At 42.6% G+C, this 18852-nt stretch carries 20 protein-coding genes; 7 read left to right on the top strand and 13 right to left on the bottom strand.

The window, feature by feature from the left end:
* Window positions 1-11 precede the first annotated feature (11 nt).
* The 3 genes from chrA to chrS are packed head-to-tail and all read right to left on the bottom strand — an operon-like array spanning window position 12 to window position 1628.
* On the bottom strand, window positions 12-548 hold the full coding sequence (gene chrA / locus CW370_RS11155) for a chromate resistance efflux protein ChrA (RefSeq protein ID WP_021480764.1): 537 nt from the start codon (window positions 546-548) through the stop codon (window positions 12-14).
* Window positions 545-1138: a chromate efflux transporter subunit ChrB gene (chrB, locus tag CW370_RS11150; RefSeq protein WP_024572834.1), complete on the bottom strand. Its 594-nt coding sequence runs from the start codon at window positions 1136-1138 to the stop codon at window positions 545-547. Before chrB ends, chrA begins: the two co-directional genes overlap by 4 nt.
* A gap of 13 nt (window positions 1139-1151) precedes the next feature.
* Entirely contained in the window at window positions 1152-1628 is a 477-nt protein-coding gene (chrS, locus tag CW370_RS11145; RefSeq protein ID WP_014478181.1) for a chromate efflux transcriptional regulator ChrS, read from the bottom strand.
* A gap of 213 nt (window positions 1629-1841) precedes the next feature.
* Between chrS and ggt the strand changes: the two genes are divergently transcribed.
* Window positions 1842-3419, top strand: a complete 1578-nt coding sequence (ggt, locus tag CW370_RS11140; protein ID WP_024572832.1) for a gamma-glutamyltransferase — start codon at window positions 1842-1844, stop codon at window positions 3417-3419.
* Window positions 3420-3423: 4 nt separating this feature from the next.
* Here ggt and CW370_RS11135 read toward each other — a convergent pair whose 3' ends face one another.
* From CW370_RS11135 to cotG, 3 genes are all read right to left on the bottom strand, one after another.
* Window positions 3424-3759, bottom strand: a complete 336-nt coding sequence (locus CW370_RS11135) for a DUF4181 domain-containing protein (protein ID WP_024572831.1) — start codon at window positions 3757-3759, stop codon at window positions 3424-3426.
* 177 nt (window positions 3760-3936) lie between these two features.
* Window positions 3937-4554 carry a flavin reductase family protein gene (locus CW370_RS11130; RefSeq protein ID WP_003227852.1) on the bottom strand — a complete coding sequence of 206 codons (618 nt, stop codon included), beginning with the start codon at window positions 4552-4554 and terminating at the stop codon, window positions 3937-3939.
* Window positions 4555-4727: 173 nt separating this feature from the next.
* Window positions 4728-5297 (bottom strand): spore coat protein CotG, encoded by a 570-nt coding sequence (gene cotG / locus CW370_RS11125; RefSeq protein ID WP_101169640.1) that lies wholly within the window; start codon window positions 5295-5297, stop codon window positions 4728-4730.
* Between the two features lie 141 nt (window positions 5298-5438).
* On the opposite strand from cotG, the gene cotH reads away from it, so the two are divergent.
* The 3 genes from cotH (at window position 5439) to CW370_RS11110 (ending at window position 8520) form a co-directional block, all read left to right on the top strand.
* Window positions 5439-6527: a spore coat protein CotH gene (cotH, locus tag CW370_RS11120; RefSeq protein ID WP_014478176.1), complete on the top strand. Its 1089-nt coding sequence runs from the start codon at window positions 5439-5441 to the stop codon at window positions 6525-6527.
* A 128-nt stretch (window positions 6528-6655) separates the two neighbouring features.
* Window positions 6656-7783 (top strand): spore coat protein CotH, encoded by a 1128-nt coding sequence (locus CW370_RS11115; protein WP_101169639.1) that lies wholly within the window; start codon window positions 6656-6658, stop codon window positions 7781-7783.
* 59 nt (window positions 7784-7842) lie between these two features.
* Window positions 7843-8520: a DUF2642 domain-containing protein gene (locus CW370_RS11110; RefSeq protein ID WP_024572691.1), complete on the top strand. Its 678-nt coding sequence runs from the start codon at window positions 7843-7845 to the stop codon at window positions 8518-8520.
* Between the two features lie 56 nt (window positions 8521-8576).
* Here CW370_RS11110 and CW370_RS11105 read toward each other — a convergent pair whose 3' ends face one another.
* Window positions 8577-9905, bottom strand: coding sequence for an arsenic transporter (locus CW370_RS11105; protein ID WP_024572690.1), 1329 nt, complete (start codon window positions 9903-9905; stop codon window positions 8577-8579).
* 210 nt (window positions 9906-10115) lie between these two features.
* A complete protein-coding gene (gene alsR / locus CW370_RS11100) occupies window positions 10116-11024 on the bottom strand; it encodes an acetoin biosynthesis transcriptional regulator AlsR (RefSeq protein WP_024572689.1) in 909 nt (302 codons plus the stop codon).
* A gap of 157 nt (window positions 11025-11181) precedes the next feature.
* Here alsR and alsS point away from each other — a divergent pair, with 157 nt between their 5' ends.
* The 3 genes from alsS (at window position 11182) to CW370_RS11085 (ending at window position 14350) form a co-directional block, all read left to right on the top strand.
* A complete protein-coding gene (gene alsS, locus CW370_RS11095; protein ID WP_024572688.1) occupies window positions 11182-12894 on the top strand; it encodes an acetolactate synthase AlsS in 1713 nt (570 codons plus the stop codon).
* 61 nt (window positions 12895-12955) lie between these two features.
* Entirely contained in the window at window positions 12956-13723 is a 768-nt protein-coding gene (budA, locus tag CW370_RS11090; RefSeq protein ID WP_024572687.1) for an acetolactate decarboxylase, read from the top strand.
* A 99-nt stretch (window positions 13724-13822) separates the two neighbouring features.
* A complete protein-coding gene (locus CW370_RS11085) occupies window positions 13823-14350 on the top strand; it encodes an NAD(P)H-dependent oxidoreductase (RefSeq protein WP_003242788.1) in 528 nt (175 codons plus the stop codon).
* 39 nt (window positions 14351-14389) lie between these two features.
* Here CW370_RS11085 and CW370_RS11080 read toward each other — a convergent pair whose 3' ends face one another.
* The 5 genes from CW370_RS11080 to rbsA all read right to left on the bottom strand — a co-directional run bounded on the left by CW370_RS11080 (window position 14390) and on the right by rbsA (window position 18841).
* Window positions 14390-14686, bottom strand: coding sequence for a DUF3892 domain-containing protein (locus CW370_RS11080; RefSeq protein WP_003227867.1), 297 nt, complete (start codon window positions 14684-14686; stop codon window positions 14390-14392).
* A gap of 155 nt (window positions 14687-14841) precedes the next feature.
* On the bottom strand, window positions 14842-15378 hold the full coding sequence (locus tag CW370_RS11075; protein ID WP_101169638.1) for an SH3 domain-containing protein: 537 nt from the start codon (window positions 15376-15378) through the stop codon (window positions 14842-14844).
* An 81-nt stretch (window positions 15379-15459) separates the two neighbouring features.
* On the bottom strand, window positions 15460-16377 hold the full coding sequence (gene rbsB, locus CW370_RS11070; protein WP_024572245.1) for a ribose ABC transporter substrate-binding protein RbsB: 918 nt from the start codon (window positions 16375-16377) through the stop codon (window positions 15460-15462).
* A gap of 12 nt (window positions 16378-16389) precedes the next feature.
* A complete protein-coding gene (rbsC, locus tag CW370_RS11065) occupies window positions 16390-17358 on the bottom strand; it encodes a ribose ABC transporter permease RbsC (RefSeq protein ID WP_003227873.1) in 969 nt (322 codons plus the stop codon).
* Between the two features lies 1 nt (window position 17359).
* Entirely contained in the window at window positions 17360-18841 is a 1482-nt protein-coding gene (rbsA, locus tag CW370_RS11060; protein WP_015714823.1) for a ribose ABC transporter ATP-binding protein RbsA, read from the bottom strand.
* Window positions 18842-18852 lie beyond the last annotated feature (11 nt).

Here is an 18852-nt window from a genome sequence, read left to right as displayed (position 1 = left end):
GGTGCTTTTTTCTATAAATGAGGGATCACAAGGCCCCCATATAAAAACGCCGCGATAATCAAAAATGCCGGATGCATTTTGAATTTTGTCATGGCAAGGAGCGAAATTCCCGCAATCACGATCGATTGGACCCAGCCGATCGCTTTGATGCCGTCTGCGCCGATTTGCCAGGTAAGAATGAGCATCATGACCGCGATGACAGGCTGGACGGACAGCGTCATGCCTTTGATGACAGGTGATTGGCGGAAGCGCTGGATGATGCGCAGCAGGACGATCAATGCGAGCGCCGACGGTACGACGGTTGCGATCAGGGCAATTAGGAAGCCGGGCCACCCGCCTGCGCTGTAGCCGACATACGCAGCGATTTTCGTGGCGATCGGGCCCGGCAATGCGTTCGCAAGTGCGAGCATATTTGAGAATTGATCGTTTGAGAGCCAGCTGTATCTGTTTACGACTTCTTCAAACATTAGCGGGATAGACGCAGGTCCGCCGCCATATCCCAGTAGGTTTGCGATAAAAAACGCCATAAATAAATAGATCGATATCATGAGGCTGACATTCCTTTATCTTTTGAATGTTTATTTGTGATTTTGTTTTTCAGTTTAAAATGAAACGCCCCGTACGCTAAGAAAAGGATAATGACAAGGCCGGGATTAATCTGTAAAGTTTGCAGGCCGATAAAAGCGATGATAAAAAACAGGATGCCGGTGACCCAGCCGAAACCTTTAAGCGCTTTTTGGCCAAACTCGTACGCCATGATTCCGAGCATGACCGCAATTACCGGCGTGACGGCACCAATCATACCTGCAACAATTGCTGAATGGCTTAACACATTTACAGCCGCAAACAAGCCCACCATCGCAAGACATGTAGGCAGAATGTGGGCGAGGGTCGCCACAATTGCACCTAATGTGCCTTTTAGCTTAAAGCCCAGATAAGCAGCCATTTTGGTGGCAATCGGTCCGGGAAGCGCATTAGCGATTGCTAATATTTCTCCGAATTCATCATCGTCAATCCATTTATATTTATTGACCGCTTCATGGCGGATCAGCGGAATCACGGAAGGTCCGCCGCCGAAACCTAATATGCCGGTGCGAATCATTGCGGCCGTCATATCCCGATAAGGATGGTTTTTCATTCGTTTCTCTCCTTTACAGCTTCATTCCCATACGGCTTTTGTATCGTTTGATCAGCATCTGGCAATCAACACTGACGACGCCTCGCAATGGATACAGCCGTTTTGTTAAAAATTCTTCCATTTCTTGATCGTTGGCAAAGATCCCATGCATATGCAGCTTGCTCGGGCCTGTCATGTGATAAAGGCTGGTGACCGCAGGCTCTTCCTCAAGCTTAAGAGCGACCTCTTCTAAAAATTGCGGTTCTACCTCGACATTGAAAAACACGGAAACATGAATGCCGATTTTAGCGGGATTGATGACAGCGGTGAATTTTTCAATAACACCGGCTTCAATTAATTGGTTGATACGGGCCTGCACGGCGACCCGTGACAAATCGACTCTTTTGCCAAGATCCGTATAAGAAATTCTGCCTTCTTCATGCAAAATCGTGAGAATTTGTTTATCAGTCTCATCAAGTACAAGGTTGGGGATTTGATATTCATGACTCAATTGCTCCACCTGCTTTCGTAGCCTTTTAGCAATCATTTTATCATAAAACTTACGTATCGAAATAATGATTTTTCATTTGTTTTCGAAATGAATGCAAAAATATCTTATTTTTTGCGAAAAGAAGAAAGTTCGTCAGTTTTTCTGCCGGATCAGTAGATCTGAAAAATCAGGCTCCCTATACTGAAGAAAATTTCTTAAAAAAGGGGACTTATGATGAACAAATCTGTCATCGGTACAAAGCAAATGGTCGTCAGTCCGCATTACCTCGCTTCTCAAGCCGGAAACCGCATACTGGATAAGGGAGGCAACGCGTTTGACGCCGCTGTTGCGGTGAGTGCTTGTCTTGCGGTTGTGTACCCGCATATGACCGGACTTGGCGGGGATTCCTTTTGGCTGACTTTTCACCAGGAAACAAAGGCAGTAAAAGTCTACAATGGCAGCGGCCGTTCAGGAAAAAACGTAACGAGAGATGTATATAAGGGAAAAAGCGCGATTCCGCTGCGGGGAATTGACAGTGCCATTACCGTGCCGGGAATGGTTGATAGCTGGGATGCGGTCCTGAAGGAGTACGGGCGTCTGTCTCTTGCAGATGTATTGGAGCCCGCACGCGATTATGCCCAAAATGGGTTTCCTGTATCAGCAGATCAGTGTCGTCACACAGAAAAGAATATTGAATTGCTGGCTTCCACGCCTTACACGGCTGACATCTTCACAAGAAGGGGCAAAGCACCTGTCCCGGGAGAGCGGTTTGTGCAAAAAGAGCTTGCAGACAGTCTGAACTTGATTGCTGAAAAAGGAAGAAGCGCATTTTATGAAGGAGATCTCGCTCAGCGGATTGTCTCACATTTACAGAATAACGGCAGTTACATGACAATCGATGATTTTAAAGCGCATCGGGGTGAGTGGGCAGTGCCTGTATCAAGTGATTATCGAGGATACAGTGTGTATCAGGCGCCGCCGAATTCTCAGGGATTTACCGGTTTATTAACACTGAACATTTTGGAAAACTATGATTTCACCCAAATCGAACACGGTTCATTTGAGTATTATCACGTGCTTGTGGAGGCATTGAAAAAGAGTTTTCTAGATCGGGATGCCGTCCTGACTGATCCGGCGTTTGCAGACATTCCGCTTGAAAGGCTTTTGGACAAACGTTATGCAAAACAATTGGCAGAAGAAATCGGCTATCTCGCAATACCGGCAGAAAGCAGGCCGGTGGGAAGTGATACGGCATATGCGGCCGTAATCGATGCGGATGGCAACGCAGTGTCATTCATTCAAAGCCTGTACTTTGAATTTGGCTCGGCAGTCACTGCCGGTGATACAGGCATATTACTGCAAAACCGCGGATCATTTTTCTCACTGGATGAAAATCATGTCAACACGCTTGAACCGAGAAAGCGCACCTTCCATACGTTGATGCCGGCTATGGTCTGTAAAGGCGGAAAGCCAAAAATTCTGTACGGCACACAAGGCGGCGAAGGCCAGCCGCAGACCCAGACGGCCATCATTACCCGAATGCTGGACTACGGAATGCATCCACAGCAGGCAATCAGCGAACCGCGCTGGGTATGGGGCAGAACGTGGGGAGAGGAATACGAAGGTCTCAGAGTCGAGGGCAGATTCACAGACAAAACAATCCAAAAACTGAAAGACAGCGGGCATCTCGTGGAGGTTGTCGGTGACTATGATCCGCTGATGGGACAAGCGGCTGCAATCAAAGTTGATGAAGAAGGCTTTCTCCAAGGCGGAGCCGATCCTCGGGGAGACGGAGCGGCTGTGGGGATTTAAATAACTATAGGGTACAAATATAAATCAAAAGCATAAACATAAGGGAGACCTCTACAATGTGGTACATATACTGTTTATCTTTAGGTCTATAATGCCACTCCATAAAAATTCGTATTGAGTCAATCACAATAAAAAATAAAAGAAGCAAATATTCAACTGGAAAAAAGGAGAGTGAAAACACAAACAAAATAAGTAAAGTGATTTCGATCCATTTGTGTGTATTGCTGACATGCTTATATCGCCAGCCGGATTTATCAATACCGTATTTTTTCTTTATAAAAAATTGAGAGGCGAGACTGATGGTAATAGCGATCAGCATTAAAATCCAAAAGTTTGTCATTCCAATTCCTCCTCATCTACCTTTATACGAAGAAAAAGGAAAAACGTTTCATAAAAGAACACCCCGAGCTTGCTCTGGGTGTTCTTTTTTTTGATATTTTTTCAGTTATTTACAGGCGATATTTTGTAATCATAAGGTCTTTTTGACTAGTTTCTTCTATTTAAATAGTCCTTCTCTTCAGCTGGGACGAATCAGTGTGAATTCTTCCCCCAGCTTGGCATAGTGATTTCCCGCCAATCGTGAGGCAGGCTTTAATTCATCCGTTAAAATATATCCCTTTTCTGCATCATACACCTTTTCATCTAGGTGGAAGCAGACAACTCTTCCGATGAGCAGATCTGCTGTAGTGATGCCTTGATCATTGTCAAAGGTAATATGCCGCTCTAATTTGCACTCAAAGCGAACGCGGGCTTCCTTAATGCCGGGAACTGAAACAGCTTTGCTTTCAACAGGATGAAGCGAGGTGCGTGTAAGCTCGCTTTCATCCGGCCTTAAGCTTGCAGCTGTTTCATTGATATCTTCAATGATGGCTTCATCACTGACATGAACGACAAATTCTCCGTTCTCCACTGCGTTTCGTGCTGTATCTTTTTGGCGTCCTTCCGTCCTGTTAACAGAAATACTGAGAAGCGGAGGATCTGAGCTGACGACGTTATAAAAACTGAAAGGCGCGGCATTTACCGCTCCTCCTGAAGAAAGTGTTGTCACAAATGCAATGGGGCGGGGAATAACGGTACCTGACAATAGCTTGTATGTGTCTTTGGCACTAAGCTGATCAGCTTGAAATATGTACATAGCAACAACCGCCTTTATCGTTAGGATACCTTGATTATAACGAAATGGTTTAAAGGAAACCAAATGATGCGGGTTGCATATGTTATGTCATGACATATATCTAATACAGGGCAAATAAAAAAATAGGCTTCCGTACCTCCGCCGGCAGCCTATTGAAACAATGAAAACTTAGATTATTTGTATTTCTTTTTGACTACCCAGCAATTGCCGTCTTTCCAGTATTCTTTTTTGCTGTCATAATCATCGTGTTTTTTGTAGTGTTTCTTATGGGAACGATATGATTTTTTGTGAGTGCGGCATGATTTTTTAAAGCTGCGAGATCTTTTGTGAGTGCGACATGACTTTTTAAAGCTGCGAGATCTTTTGTGTGTACGACATGACTTTTTAAAGCTGCGAGATCTTTTGTGGCTGCGAGATCTTTTATGGCTGCGGGATCTTTTGTGAGAACAGAATGATTTTTTGTGGCTGCGAGATCTTTTGTGAGAACAGAATGATTTTTTGTGGCTGCGGGATCTTTTGTGAGAGCAGAACGATCTTTTGAAGCTGCGAGATTTTTTGTGACTGCGAGATTTTTTGTGAGAGCAGTATGATTTTTTATGGCTGCGAGATTTTTTGTGAGTGCGGTGCGACTTTTTATGACTGCGTTTTTTTCCATGAGGCTCTTGGTATAAATAATCCTTTAAACCTTCTTTTTTTGCGGATTTCACCGCTTCTTTGATGTCAGAATGGGAATAGTGGCCCAATTTGAAATCCTCCTTTTAAAAATGATGTTAAGGATGAAGATCCTTACTACCCTCATAGTACGCGCGGTTTTAAAAAGTGTATAAGTGTTCCGCTGAGATCTTATAAAAATAAAAGCCTAAAATTTGTAAGGAGGATTATGGATGAAGAATCAATCCAATTTACCGCTTTATCAGCTGTTTGTTCATCCAAAGGATTTGCGTGAATTAAAAAAGGATATATGGGACGATGATCCGGTGCCAGCTGTGATGAAGGTAAATCAAAAAAGGCTGGATATCGATATCGCTTATCGGGGATCACATATCAGAGACTTCAAAAAGAAGTCATACCATATTTCCTTTTATCAGCCGAAAACATTCCGCGGCGCGCGAGAGATTCACTTAAATGCGGAGTATAAAGACCCTTCCTTGATGAGAAACAAATTGTCTCTGGATTTTTTCTCGGAGCTAGGGACACTGTCTCCAAAGGCAGAGTTTGTGTTTGTAAAGGTGAATGGGAAGAATGAAGGGGTTTATCTTGAACTTGAATCCGTAGATGAATATTATTTGGCGAAAAGGAAGCTGGCTGATGGCGCGATTTTTTACGCGGTGGATGATGATGCTAACTTTTCTCTGATGAGCGATTTGGAAAAGGAAACGAAGACGTCGCTGGAGCTTGGATATGAAAAGAAGACAGGGACTGTGGAAGATGATTTTTATTTACAGGATATGATTTTTAAAATTAATACTGTCCCTAAAGCTCAGTTTAAGTCAGAAGTGACAAAACACGTGGATGTCGATAAGTATTTGCGCTGGCTTGCCGGTATTGTATTCACCTCGAACTATGACGGGTTTGTCCACAACTACGCATTATACAGAAGCGGGGAAACCGGATTATTTGAGGTGATTCCTTGGGATTATGATGCGACCTGGGGCAGGGATATCCATGGAGAGCGGATGGCTGCCGATTATGTAAGAATTCAAGGATTTAATACACTAACCGCCCGGATATTGGATGAATCCGAGTTTCGCAAGTCCTACAAGCGCCTGTTAGAAAAAACGCTCCAATCTCTTTTTACGATAGAATATATGGAACCGAAAATAATGGCGATGTATGAGCGGATTAGGCCTTTTATCTTAATGGACCCATATAAAAAGAATGATGTTGAGCGTTTTGACCGTGAGCCGGATGTGATTTGTGAGTATATTAAAAACCGTTCACAATACCTCAAAAATAATTTAAGTATTTTATGAATGTGTGAAAATAGGTATTCTGCTGAAAAAGCGACAATTAGGCTATTGAATTAGTTCAACAAATAAACGTGACACGTATATATGCAATATGTTTATCATCTATGTATAAGTGACTAGGAGGAACTTGAATGAGCAAGAGGAGAATGAAGTATCATTCAAATGATGAAATATCTTATTATAACTTTTTGCATTCAATGAAAGATAAAATTGTTACTGTATATCGTGGAGGTCCGGAATCTAAAAAAGGAAAATTAACTGCTGTAAAATCAGATTATATTGCTTTACAAGCTGAAAAAAAAATAATTTATTATCAGTTGGATCATGTGAAAAGTATTACTGAGGATACCAATAATAGCACCACAACAATTGAGACTGGGGAAATGCCCGACGCTGACGATTTTCATAGCTTAATCGGACAATTAATGAACCAATCAGTTCAATTTAATCAAGGGGGTCCGGAATCTAAAAAAGGAAGGTTGGTCTGGCTGGGAGATGATTACGCTGCGTTAAACACAAATGAGGATGGGGTAGTGTATTTTAATATCCATCACATAAAGAGTATAAGTAAACATGAGCCCGATTTGAAAATAGAAGGACAGACGCCATCAGGTGTCTTGGAAGCTGATTATTTAAGCGAGGTTTTTAAGAGTCTGACTCATAAATGGGTTTCAATTAATCGTGGAGGTCCGGAAGCCATTGAAGGTATCCTTGTAGATAATGCCGACGGCCATTATACTATAGTGAAAAATCAAGAGGTGCTTCGCATCTATCCTTTTCACATAAAAAGCATCAGCTTAGGCCCAAAAGGGTCGTACAAAAAAGAGGATGAAAAGAATGAGCATCAAAATCAGGAAGACAGCGATGATACAGATCAAAAAGAAGAAGTGTACAGCAGTTCGTTAATTTCTTCAAAGCCATATAGCTCATCAAGTTCATCAAGATCATCTAAACGATCACTAAAATCTTCAGATTATCAGTCATCAAAATCTTACAGCTCATCAGGTTCAAAGAGTTCATCAAAATCATCTAAACGATCATCAAAATCTTCAGATCATCAATCATCAAAATCTTACAGCTCATCAGGTTCAAAGAGTTCATCAAAATCATCTAAACGATCGCCAAGATCATCAGATTATCAATCATCAAGATCATCAGGCTATTCAAGTTCCTTAAAAAGTTCAGGAAAACAAAAGGAAGATTATAGCTATGAAACGATTGTCAGAACGATAGACTATCACTGGAAACGTAAATATTAATAGATAATGGAGGAGCATCAGATTAAGTGATGCCCTTTTTCAGTTAAAGGAGGAGAATCGTGAAAGGTTTGAATCAATTCCTTAACGCAGATGTTGAGGTTGTCATTTCAGGAGATACAAGGTTTGTCGGCACCCTTATAGATATCGGACAGGATATTTTTGTTATTTTTGATGGCTGCAATTATCTTTATATTCCCTTGTTGCATCTTCATCAAATGAAAAAGGCGAAAATAGTGACCAGTACTGAGAAGCCATTTTTTATCAATCCGGAAGATCCAATGATAGAGGCAGAAACTCAAGCTTTTTCATATAGAAATACATTAAACAAGGTCAAAGGCCAGTTTATTGAAGTTTATGTAACTGGGGGTCGATCGATCCATGGGTATGTTACAAATGTTTTAAACGATTATATTGTATTTTTCTCACCTGTATTTAAAATACTTTTTATATCTATGCATCATTTAAAATGGTTTACCCCTTATTCAACTGAACAAACACCGTACACTCTTGACAACTCACAATTGCCTGTCGTGCCTTCCAAAGTTCCTCTTGTGCGTAATTTTGAGGAGCAGATCAAAAAAAATATTGGTGAATTGGTCATATTTGATATGGGAGAGGTGCCAGAAAAAGTTGGTCTATTAAAGGATGTCTCTAATAATATCATTGAGCTTATTAACGCAAATGGAGAGCCAATCATTTGGAAGTTAAATCATCTAAAGACAATGCATCTTCCCTAGTGTATGCAAAACTGCCCTCTTGAATAGCAGAAGGCAGTTTTTCGTTTCATACTGTGCTAAAGAAATAACCAACTGATCCAAAAATATAAACATGTTAACGTAAAAAGAACAGTCAGCGGAATGATGATAATGGTCGTTTTTATATATTCGCCCCATGAAATACTTTCATCATGCTGTTTTAATATATGCATCCAAATAAGCGTTGCTAAGGTTCCCATAGGTAATAATAATGAACCGATATCACTGCCGATAATATTTGCCAAGTAGATGATTTTTGTTGTTGAAGGATTCAGGGTCATTTCAGTTAAGGTAAAAGTACTGATCATTAACGCTGGATGATTGTTAAAGAGATTAGAAAAAACAGAAGTAGAGATACCTGATGCAAAAGTTGCATGGGCGAGGCTTCCAGAAACCACAGGTTCAAAATAATTCACAAGTAACTCAGTGAATCCAATATTATGCAGACCATAAATTAAGACATACATAGTAAAAGCGAATATAAAAATGTGCCAAGGCGATTTATATAACAAGTCTCTTGGGGAGGTTTTGAAATAAATCCATCTCCAGCTCAACAGGATAAAAGATCCGATGACAGCGACTAGAGGAACAGAAATACCGGTATATGATGCTGCAAATAGACTCATTCTGACGAGAAAAACAAATGCAAGCACAAACAACATGATTTTTGTTTGATTTCGTTCTGGTAAAGGAGCTGATGGCGAATGAAGAGGATGGTACCTTCTATGCCGCAGAGACTGAAAATGGCTCGGTATATCTGGAAGGCTCTTGGGAAGACGTTTATAAAAGAACATAAACAGTAGACAAGTCATAAAAATGAGTCCCATCATACTAGGGACAAACATCATGGCAGTGTGAAGATATAGATCCATTCCAATGATTTTGAGAGAAATTAAATTAACAATATTACTTACGCCAATCGGTGCGCTAGAGGCTGTGGCTATTAAAACACCGCTTAATAAATATGGGGCTTTTTGATGTTTTTTTAAACCTAAATATTTTAGTACAAGCAAAAGGATTGGAGTTGTGATCAAAATGCTCCCATCATTATTCAGGAAAATGGTCATGAGAAAGCAGAGCAAATTGGTTAGCCAAAAAAGCTTGATGCCTGAACCCTTGGATTGTTGGAGCAGTTTTGCAGCCACCCAATAAAAGAAACCAAAGCTTTCCAGTGCAATGGCCATAATCATAGTGGCAAGGATTGTAACCGATGCACCCGTGACTTTTGTTCCGATTTCCCCTAAGTCTGCCAATGACACACTTCCGCACAATAAAACCATTAAAGCGCCAAATGTGGCGGGGATAGCTTCATTTAGTCCTTTTGGTCTCCAGAAAATAAAAATCATTGTTACGAAAAAAGCGAGCAATGTGAATATGCCGGTGAACTCAATAATTTACTTCACCTCTCTATCTTTCATTTTTAAAATCAAACTAATGTCCTGCGCTTACTAATGTCCTTGCCAACTATTTGTACTGTATGTATACGTATACTGATATAAAGTTGTACTAAGCGATTATATTAAATTAATAAAATTTCCATAAGAAACCCAAAAGAAAAAAGAGATTGCAAGTATCGTTCATGTACCTGCATCACTCTCTTTAGTTCTTGTCTGCTGACAATTTGAAATATGAATAAAATGCTTTATAAGCGGATTATGATTGTCTTTGCGGTAAGCGATAACCCATTCTGCATTAAGCTGTATTTGGTCCATTTTTCGATAAGTAACATCCAAATTAAATAGTTTTTTGGCTGAGGAAGGAACAAATGTCATACCAATTCCGGCACTGACTAAACCAATCACCATTTGATATTCTGTGGCTTCCTGGACAATGTTGGGTCTGAAGCCCGCTTGTTCACAGAACTGAATAAAATCCATGTATAGCGTAGGCCATGCTTCTTTAGCAACAGTAATAATTGGTTCATCTCTTAAATCCTCAATCGTAATTGATTCCTTAGAAGTCAATGGGTGTTGCTTAGGCAAAGCTAAAACACAAGGGCTGCTTTGGGCGGTTTCGATATGTAAAGCTGTATGCTGTAAGGGAGGATGAAGTATACCAATATCAATGTTGCCCTTTAGTAGCTCCTCCTGCTGCCTAGACGAGGATATTTCACGCAGTTCTATTTTCACAGATGGGAATTTTTTACGATATTCCCGGACAATCGGCGGCAGAAATTCATATGTAGCTGATCCGACAAAACCGATTACGAGAAGGCCTTGCTCGCCGCGGGCCGTCCGCTGTGCCAGTTCAATTCCTTGTCCGATTTGCATCAATGCCATGCGGCAATGATTTAAAAAGATTTCTCCTGCTGCGGTAAGCTCGACAAATCGTTTTGTCCTTTTCAGAAGCGTAACTCCGACTTCTTCCTCCAGCTGTTTGATCTGCTGGCTGAGAGGAGGCTGCGTCATGTTCAGCCGCCGGGCAGCCCTTCCGAAATGAAGCTCTTCGGCTACTGCGATAAAGTATTGAAGATGGCGAAGCTCCATTCAATATGCATTCCTTTCCATAGGTTAATAATTCGTATTACATATTAATCATAAGGCGAATCGATATTGGAGGTCAATTTCCAAAGAGTGTATAGTGAAACTTATCACAAGATATTTAAAATTTTACGTTTAAAATGCATAATAAGGAGTGAGGGTGTTGACAAAAGCAACAAAAGAACAAAAATCCCTTGTGAAAAACAGAGGGGCGGAGCTTGTTGTTGATTGCTTGGTGGAGCAAGGTGTCACACATGTATTTGGCATTCCAGGTGCAAAAATTGATGCGGTATTTGACGCTTTACAAGATAAAGGACCTGAAATTATCGTTGCCCGGCACGAACAAAACGCAGCATTCATGGCCCAAGCAGTCGGCCGTTTAACTGGAAAACCGGGAGTCGTGTTAGTCACATCAGGACCGGGTGCCTCTAACTTGGCAACAGGCCTGCTGACAGCGAACACTGAAGGAGACCCTGTCGTTGCGCTTGCTGGAAACGTGATCCGTGCAGATCGTTTAAAACGGACACATCAATCTTTGGATAATGCGGCGCTATTCCAGCCGATTACAAAATACAGTGTAGAAGTTCAAGATGTTAAAAATATACCGGAAGCTGTTACAAATGCATTTAGGATAGCGTCAGCAGGGCAGGCTGGGGCCGCTTTTGTGAGCTTTCCGCAAGATGTTGTGAATGAAGTCACAAATACGAAAAACGTGCGAGCTGTTGCAGCGCCAAAACTCGGTCCTGCAGCAGATGATGCAATCAGTGCGGCCATTGCAAAAATCCAAACAGCAAAACTTCCTGTCGTATTAGTCGGTATGAAAGGCGGAAGACCGGAAGCGATTAAAGCGGTTCGCAAGCTTTTGAAAAAGGTTCAGCTTCCATTTGTTGAAACATATCAAGCTGCCGGTACCCTTTCGAGAGATTTAGAGGATCAGTATTTTGGCCGTATCGGTTTGTTCCGCAACCAGCCTGGCGATTTACTGATAGAGCAGGCAGATGTTGTTCTGACTATCGGCTATGACCCGATTGAATATGATCCGAAATTCTGGAATGTCAATGGAGACCGGACAATTATCCATTTAGACGAGATTATCGCTGACATTGATCATGCTTACCAGCCTGATCTTGAATTGATCGGTGACATTCCGTCCACGATCAATCATATCGAACACGATGCTGTGAAAGTGGAATTTGCAGAGCGTGAGCAGAAAATCCTTTCTGATTTAAAACAATATATGCATGAAGGTGAGCAGGTGCCTGCAGATTGGAAATCAGACAGAGCGCACCCTCTTGAAATCGTTAAAGAGTTGCGTAATGCAGTCGATGATCATGTTACAGTAACTTGCGATATCGGTTCGCACGCCATTTGGATGTCACGTTATTTCCGCAGCTACGAGCCGTTAACATTAATGATCAGTAACGGTATGCAAACACTCGGCGTTGCGCTTCCTTGGGCAATCGGCGCTTCATTGGTGAAACCGGGAGAAAAAGTGGTTTCTGTCTCTGGTGACGGCGGTTTCTTATTCTCAGCAATGGAATTAGAGACAGCGGTTCGACTAAAAGCACCAATTGTACACATTGTATGGAACGACAGCACATATGACATGGTTGCATTCCAGCAATTGAAAAAATATAACCGTACATCTGCGGTCGATTTCGGAAATATCGATATCGTGAAATATGCGGAAAGCTTCGGAGCAACTGGCTTGCGCGTAGAATCACCAGACCAGCTGGCAGATGTTCTGCGTCAAGGCATGAACGCTGAAGGTCCTGTCATCATCGATGTCCCGGTTGACTACAGTGATAACATTAATTTAGCAAGTGACAAGCTTCCGAAAGAATTCGGGGAACTCATGAAAACGAAAGCTCTCTAGCACTCTGCGCATCACGACACTGTTTTATGAACAGCACTAAATAAAAGGAGTGAAGGGAAATATGAAACGAGAAAGCAACATTCAAGTGCTCAGCCGCGGTCAAAAAGATCAGCCTGTGAGCCAGATTTATCAAGTATCAACAATGACTTCTCTATTAGACGGAGTATATGACGGAGATTTTGAACTGTCAGAGATTCCGAAATATGGAGACTTCGGTATCGGAACCTTTAACAAGCTTGACGGAGAGCTGATTGGGTTTGACGGCGAATTTTACCGTCTCCGTTCAGACGGAACTGCGACACCGGTCCAAAAAGGGGACCGTTCACCGTTCTGTTCATTTACGTTCTTTACACCGGACATGACGCACAAAATTGATGCGAAAATGACACGCGAAGACTTTGAAAAAGAGATCAACAGCATGCTGCCAAGCAGAAACTTATTTTATGCAATTCGCATTGACGGATTGTTTAAAAAGGTGCAGACAAGAACGGTAGAACTTCAAGAAAAACCTTACGTGCCAATGGTTGAAGCAGTCAAAACACAGCCGATTTTCAACTTCGACAACGTGAGAGGAACGATCGTAGGTTTCTTGACACCAGCCTATGCAAACGGAATCGCCGTTTCTGGCTATCACCTGCACTTCATTGACGAAGGACGCAATTCAGGCGGACACGTTTTTGACTATGTGCTTGAGGATTGCACGGTTACGATTTCTCAAAAAATGAACATGAATCTCAGACTTCCGAACACAGCGGATTTCTTTAATGCGAATCTGGATAACCCTGATTTTGCGAAAGATATCGAAACAACTGAAGGAAGCCCTGAATAAAAGAAAAAAAGAAAGCCCCTTTTAGCAGGGCTTTCTTTTTATTTGGCTCTTTTCCTGATTTTAGTTAAAATAACATCAAAACAGTAAAGGTGTGGTCTGATGAAAATATTGGTTTTGGCAGTGCATCCTCATATGGAGACCTCAGTTGTTAATAAGGCGTGGGCTGAGGAATTGAGTAAACATGACAATATCACAGTACGGGATCTTTATAAGGAATACCCGGATGAAGCTATAGATGTTGCGAAGGAACAGCAGCTGTGCGAGGAATACGATCGGATTGTCTTTCAATTCCCGCTATATTGGTACAGCTCTCCGCCGCTCTTGAAAAAATGGCAGGATCTTGTGCTGACTTACGGCTGGGCTTTTGGTTCAGAAGGAAATGCCTTGCATGGCAAGGAGCTGATGCTGGCTGTATCAACAGGGAGCGAAGCGGAAAAATATCAAGCGGGCGGAGCAAATCATTACTCGATCAGTGAGCTATTGAAACCATTTCAGGCCACGAGTAATCTGATCGGCATGAAGTATCTGCCTCCATATGTGTTCTATGGCGTGAATTATGCAGCTGCAGAGGATATTTCACACAGTGCAAAACGGTTAGCCGAATACATTCAGCAGCCTTTTGTTTAAAAGAAAGCCCTGTCGAACATACGGCAGGGCTGTATTTGTTTAAAAATCCGGCAGCTCAGACAGGTTATTTTCCTTGATGCCGTCCGGTTCACTTCGCAAAATGTCACGCCCGTATTTATGGAAGACATCAACATGAGCGAGTTTTCCTGATTTTGCTTCTGACAGCGCAGTAGGATAGTCGAGCTCTCTTCCTGTATTGGTTTTCACTGCGATAATATTGTCTTCCTCATTTCTTCTAACCGCAATAATTTCTTCTTTTCCAGATGGAACATTTTCTTGATCGACAGTTGTTTGCCGGGCTTTATACGATTCATATGCTGCTTCAAATTGATCCATATTTACACCTCCGCTTTTTAGCGTGAACAAAAATGTCGATGATCATGTAAGGTTTCGACACAGCATACGACAATATTTCCTGAGAAATATCTTGGGAATGTGACAAATCAATTCATAATAAAAGGGATTCAGCATTTATGCGGAATCCCTCTCAGTTATTTTGTCATGTGTAAATCCTTTGTTTTCATATAACCTGTCGCACCGCCGTAATCAACGAATACCCAATCAAAATCAAAACCGCCTTTATTCGTTTGACTCCAGCCTAAAAAAGAAACGCTTGTGTCTGCTGGAAGAGTCTTAATGCTCTTTCCGTCAGCGGATGTGTATACTTTCGTTTTTGTTTTGGTTTTTACTGTTGTTGCTGCTTTTACAATATAATGAGTGGAGACAAAGCCTGTTTTTCCGTTTTTATAATGAACCTTTGCCCAGTCAGCATTTGAGAAGGAAATCAGCTTTAGGCTATCTCCTAAGTGCAGCGTATCGGCTTTCTGGCTTGATGCGGAAGGCTTCGTTCTGACATTTAGAGCCTCTGCTGATACCAAATAAGAATCAATCGGATAACTGTATAAATCATCAATGCTTACCGTTGTTTCTGGCTGTTGGGCATGGATCGTGCCAGCGCCCCCTGCAGCAGCCGCAGTCATTCCAGCCGCAAGTGCTAAAGTTGAAAATATTTTTGTTGGTTTGTTCATGCCGTTCCTCTCCTCACGTAAGAGAAATAATTCATTCTATAACTCTATTCACTTTATCGTAGGTTCCTAAACATCAGACAATTATTTTTGTGTTTCTAGTTTGAGAGGCGCGGATATTGTTTTTTGCACTTTTTTTCCGTGCAAAATATCATCTGCTGCTTCTGTAGCCAGTTTACCGATTAACTCAGGCTGCTGAGCGACGGTTGCTGACAGCTTTCCGTCTTTAATGGAAGCGAGCGCGTCTTTATTGCCGTCAAAACCGATCACCAATATGTCTTTCCCCGAGCTGTTAATTGCCTCGAGAGCACCGAGCGCCATTTCATCGTTGTGAGCAAAAACAGCTTGGATATCAGGATGTCCCTGCAGCAGGTTTTCCATGACAGTCAGGCCTTTCGTGCGGTCAAAGTCAGCTGATTGTTTTGTGACAACTTGGAGCTTTTGGTCTGCGATGTTATGGAATCCTGAGCCGCGTTCCCGTGTGGCAGATGCGCCGGGGACGCCTTCAAGCTCTGCCACCTTTGCTCCTTTTCCAAGTTTGTCGGCAATAAACGCCGCGGCCATTTCACCGCCTTTTACATTATCGGAAGCAACGAGGGTTTCAACTTTTCCTTGTTCGGCAGATCGATCGATTGTTACGACGGGCACACCGACTGCGTTTGCAGATTCTACTGCCGTTGAGATCGCCGAAGAATCAGTCGGGTTGATTAATAATGCATCAACACCTTGCTGAATTAAATCTTCCACGTCACTCGTCTGTTTCGATGAATCATTTTGTGCATCAACAATGATGACTTTCATTCCCCTTTTTTTAGCTTCTTTTTCGATACCCTTTTTTAATGAGACAAAAAAAGGATTATTAAGTGTTGAGACGGACAAGCCAATGGTGAATTCCTTTTTGTTCCCCGAGTTTGACGGCTTTGCCCATTGGGGAGGCTCAAGCGAACAGGCGGTTAACAAAAATAATGATAACGTTAAAATGACGGATACAGCCTTTTTCATGTGAAAACCCTCCTATGCTGACTTCTTGCGGTCTAATAATACCGCAATTAAGATAACAATCCCTTTGACAACCAGCTGATAAAATGATGAGACGCCAAGCAGATTAAGTCCGTTATTAAGTGTGCCGATGATCAGCACCCCGATTAACGTGCCGACAATGCGTCCTCGGCCGCCAGAAAGACTTGTTCCGCCTAAGACGACTGCCGCGATAGCATCAAGTTCGTACGATTCCCCCGCAGTCGGCTGGGCCGAATGCAGGCGGGAAGTCAATATGGCACCTGCAAGAGCGGATAAAAGACCGGCTAAAGAATAGATCATCACTTTCACGCGCGTCACTTTAATGCCTGAAATGAGAGCGGCTTTCTCATTGCCGCCGATTGCGTACGTTCGGCGTCCGAATGGTGTTTTATGAAGAAGCACCCAAAGGATGACAAAGGCAAGAACCATCGTAATCGCCGGTACAGGAATGCCTAAAAAGTAACCGCGTCCGAACATCTGAAAAGCGTAGTTTGTGCCAAGTCCGGTAATCGGATTTCCATCTGTATACACTAGCGTCAGTCCGCGAAACACAGTCATGGTCGCAAGCGTGGCGATAAAGGGCGCCATTTTTCCTTTAGTAATCAATAATCCGTTGATCATGCCTAGTACGGCACCAATGATACAGCCAAGGATGATCGCGAGAACCGGATCGACACCGGACACAATCATCCCCGCAACTAAAGCACTGGACAGGGCAAGAATAGCGCCGACAGAAAGATCAATGCCGCCTGTCAAAATGACAAAGGTCATTCCGAACGCGATTAATCCGTTAATGGCGACCTGGCGAAGCAGGTTTAAAATATTCAGCGGTTCAAGAAAGCTGGGATTTAAAATAGATACAATGATAACGAGAATAAATAAACCAAGAAACGGGCCGAGTTTTTGCATGACTCCGTCGAAGTGAATCCGTTTTTGTTCTGTTTGCAGTTGTTCCGTTTTCATATTACCGCCCTCCCGTGGCAAGTGTCATAATTCGTTCTTGTGTTGCTTCTCGCGCATGGATTTCTCCGCTGATTCTGCCTTCATGGACAACGATAATCCGATCGCTCATTCCCAGAATTTCAGGCAGCTCTGATGACACCATGATGATTGCGACGCCGCGTTCGGTCAGCTCATTCATCAGCGTATAAATCTCTCGTTTGGCGCCAACATCCACACCTCTTGTTGGCTCATCCAAGATAAGCACTTTCGGTCCGATGCCGATCCACTTGGCTATCACCACTTTTTGCTGGTTTCCTCCTGATAAATGGCGTGCGTGCGTTTCCGGTGATGCTGTTTTGATAGTGAGTCGTTTGATTAACAGATTGACAAATTCAGCCTCCCGCTTATGATCAATGAGACCCTTTGGTGAGAAGCTGGACAGATTGGGCAGGGCAATATTTTCGCGGATCGAGGTGTCGAGCAGAAGCCCTTCATCCTTGCGATTCTCTGTAATAAAGCCGAGACCTTTTTTCACGGCTTCCTGCGGGTTCTTAATAGCCGTTTTTTTCCCAGCGATCCATATCTCACCCGTGTCCAGCCTGTCAACGCCGAACAGCGCTCTCATCATTTCTGTCCGGCCGGCTCCCATTAATCCTGAAACACCGACGATCTCACCGGAACGAACATAAAAGCTGACATCCTCAAAACTCCCTTTTACGGAGGCATTTTTCACCTCGAATACTTTGTCACCGAGAGAAGGAGTGCGTTTTGGATATCGTTCAGTCAGCTCCCGTCCGACCATTTTTTTGACGACTTCATCAAAATCAGTTTCTGAGATGTTTGTTGTATCTACCGTTTTTCCGTCACGCATGATGGTAATTCTGTCGCAAATCGCAAAAATTTCTTCCATGCGATGCGAAATATAGACAATGGAGACGCCGTTCTTTTTTAACGCTGTAATGACCTCAAAGAGCTTGCTGATTTCACGTTCAGTCAACGCTGCGGTCGGTTCATCCATAATGATTACCTCGGCATTTGTCATAAGCGCTTTTGCGATTTCGATCATTTGCTGCTGTCCGACGGAACATTCGCCGGCTTCTTGATCAAGAGAAAGAGAGACGGAGAGTTTGTCAAATTGCTCTTTTGCTAGCGCTTTCATTTTTCTTGTTTGTAAAACGCCCAGCTTGGAGGATATCTCTTTACCGATAAATAGATTCTCAAGAACGGTCATTTCCGGCCAGATATTCAATTCCTGATGGATAAAGGCTATTCCATGCTGTTCCGCTTCTTTCGGATTGGAAAAATACGTTTCGTTTCCGTTTATGCTGATTTGACCTTTATCTGCTTTGTGCAGGCCTGTCAAAATGTTCATAAGCGTGGACTTGCCGGCGCCGTTTTCTCCCATTAATGCGTGAACCTCGCCAGGCATGAGCTGAAAGGAAACGCCTGACAGCACCTGATTTTTTCCGAATGCTTTATGAATGTCTTTCATTTCAATCTGCATGTTTCATCCTC

The sequence above is a fragment of the Bacillus sp. SN32 genome, assembly GCF_002837495.1.
In the GTDB taxonomy this organism is placed as follows: Bacteria; Bacillota; Bacilli; order Bacillales; family Bacillaceae; genus Bacillus; species Bacillus subtilis.
This window is presented reverse-complemented; position numbering and strand designations above follow the sequence as displayed.

What these genes read in the sequence shown, in the direction of transcription:
- chrA (WP_021480764.1), bottom strand. Translation starts at nt 548, where the DNA reads ATGATATCGATCTATTTATTTATGGCGTTTTTTATCGCAAACCTACTG.
- chrB (WP_024572834.1), bottom strand. Translation starts at nt 1,138, where the DNA reads ATGAAAAACCATCCTTATCGGGATATGACGGCCGCAATGATTCGCACC.
- ggt (WP_024572832.1), top strand. Translation starts at nt 1,842, where the DNA reads ATGAACAAATCTGTCATCGGTACAAAGCAAATGGTCGTCAGTCCGCAT.
- CW370_RS11135 (WP_024572831.1), bottom strand. Translation starts at nt 3,759, where the DNA reads ATGACAAACTTTTGGATTTTAATGCTGATCGCTATTACCATCAGTCTC.
- CW370_RS11130 (WP_003227852.1), bottom strand. Translation starts at nt 4,554, where the DNA reads ATGTACATATTTCAAGCTGATCAGCTTAGTGCCAAAGACACATACAAG.
- cotH (WP_014478176.1), top strand. Translation starts at nt 5,439, where the DNA reads ATGAAGAATCAATCCAATTTACCGCTTTATCAGCTGTTTGTTCATCCA.
- CW370_RS11115 (WP_101169639.1), top strand. Translation starts at nt 6,656, where the DNA reads ATGAGCAAGAGGAGAATGAAGTATCATTCAAATGATGAAATATCTTAT.
- alsR (WP_024572689.1), bottom strand. Translation starts at nt 11,024, where the DNA reads ATGGAGCTTCGCCATCTTCAATACTTTATCGCAGTAGCCGAAGAGCTT.
- budA (WP_024572687.1), top strand. Translation starts at nt 12,956, where the DNA reads ATGAAACGAGAAAGCAACATTCAAGTGCTCAGCCGCGGTCAAAAAGAT.
- CW370_RS11085 (WP_003242788.1), top strand. Translation starts at nt 13,823, where the DNA reads ATGAAAATATTGGTTTTGGCAGTGCATCCTCATATGGAGACCTCAGTT.
- CW370_RS11080 (WP_003227867.1), bottom strand. Translation starts at nt 14,686, where the DNA reads ATGGATCAATTTGAAGCAGCATATGAATCGTATAAAGCCCGGCAAACA.
- CW370_RS11075 (WP_101169638.1), bottom strand. Translation starts at nt 15,378, where the DNA reads ATGAACAAACCAACAAAAATATTTTCAACTTTAGCACTTGCGGCTGGA.
- rbsB (WP_024572245.1), bottom strand. Translation starts at nt 16,377, where the DNA reads ATGAAAAAGGCTGTATCCGTCATTTTAACGTTATCATTATTTTTGTTA.
- rbsC (WP_003227873.1), bottom strand. Translation starts at nt 17,358, where the DNA reads ATGAAAACGGAACAACTGCAAACAGAACAAAAACGGATTCACTTCGAC.
- rbsA (WP_015714823.1), bottom strand. Translation starts at nt 18,841, where the DNA reads ATGCAGATTGAAATGAAAGACATTCATAAAGCATTCGGAAAAAATCAG.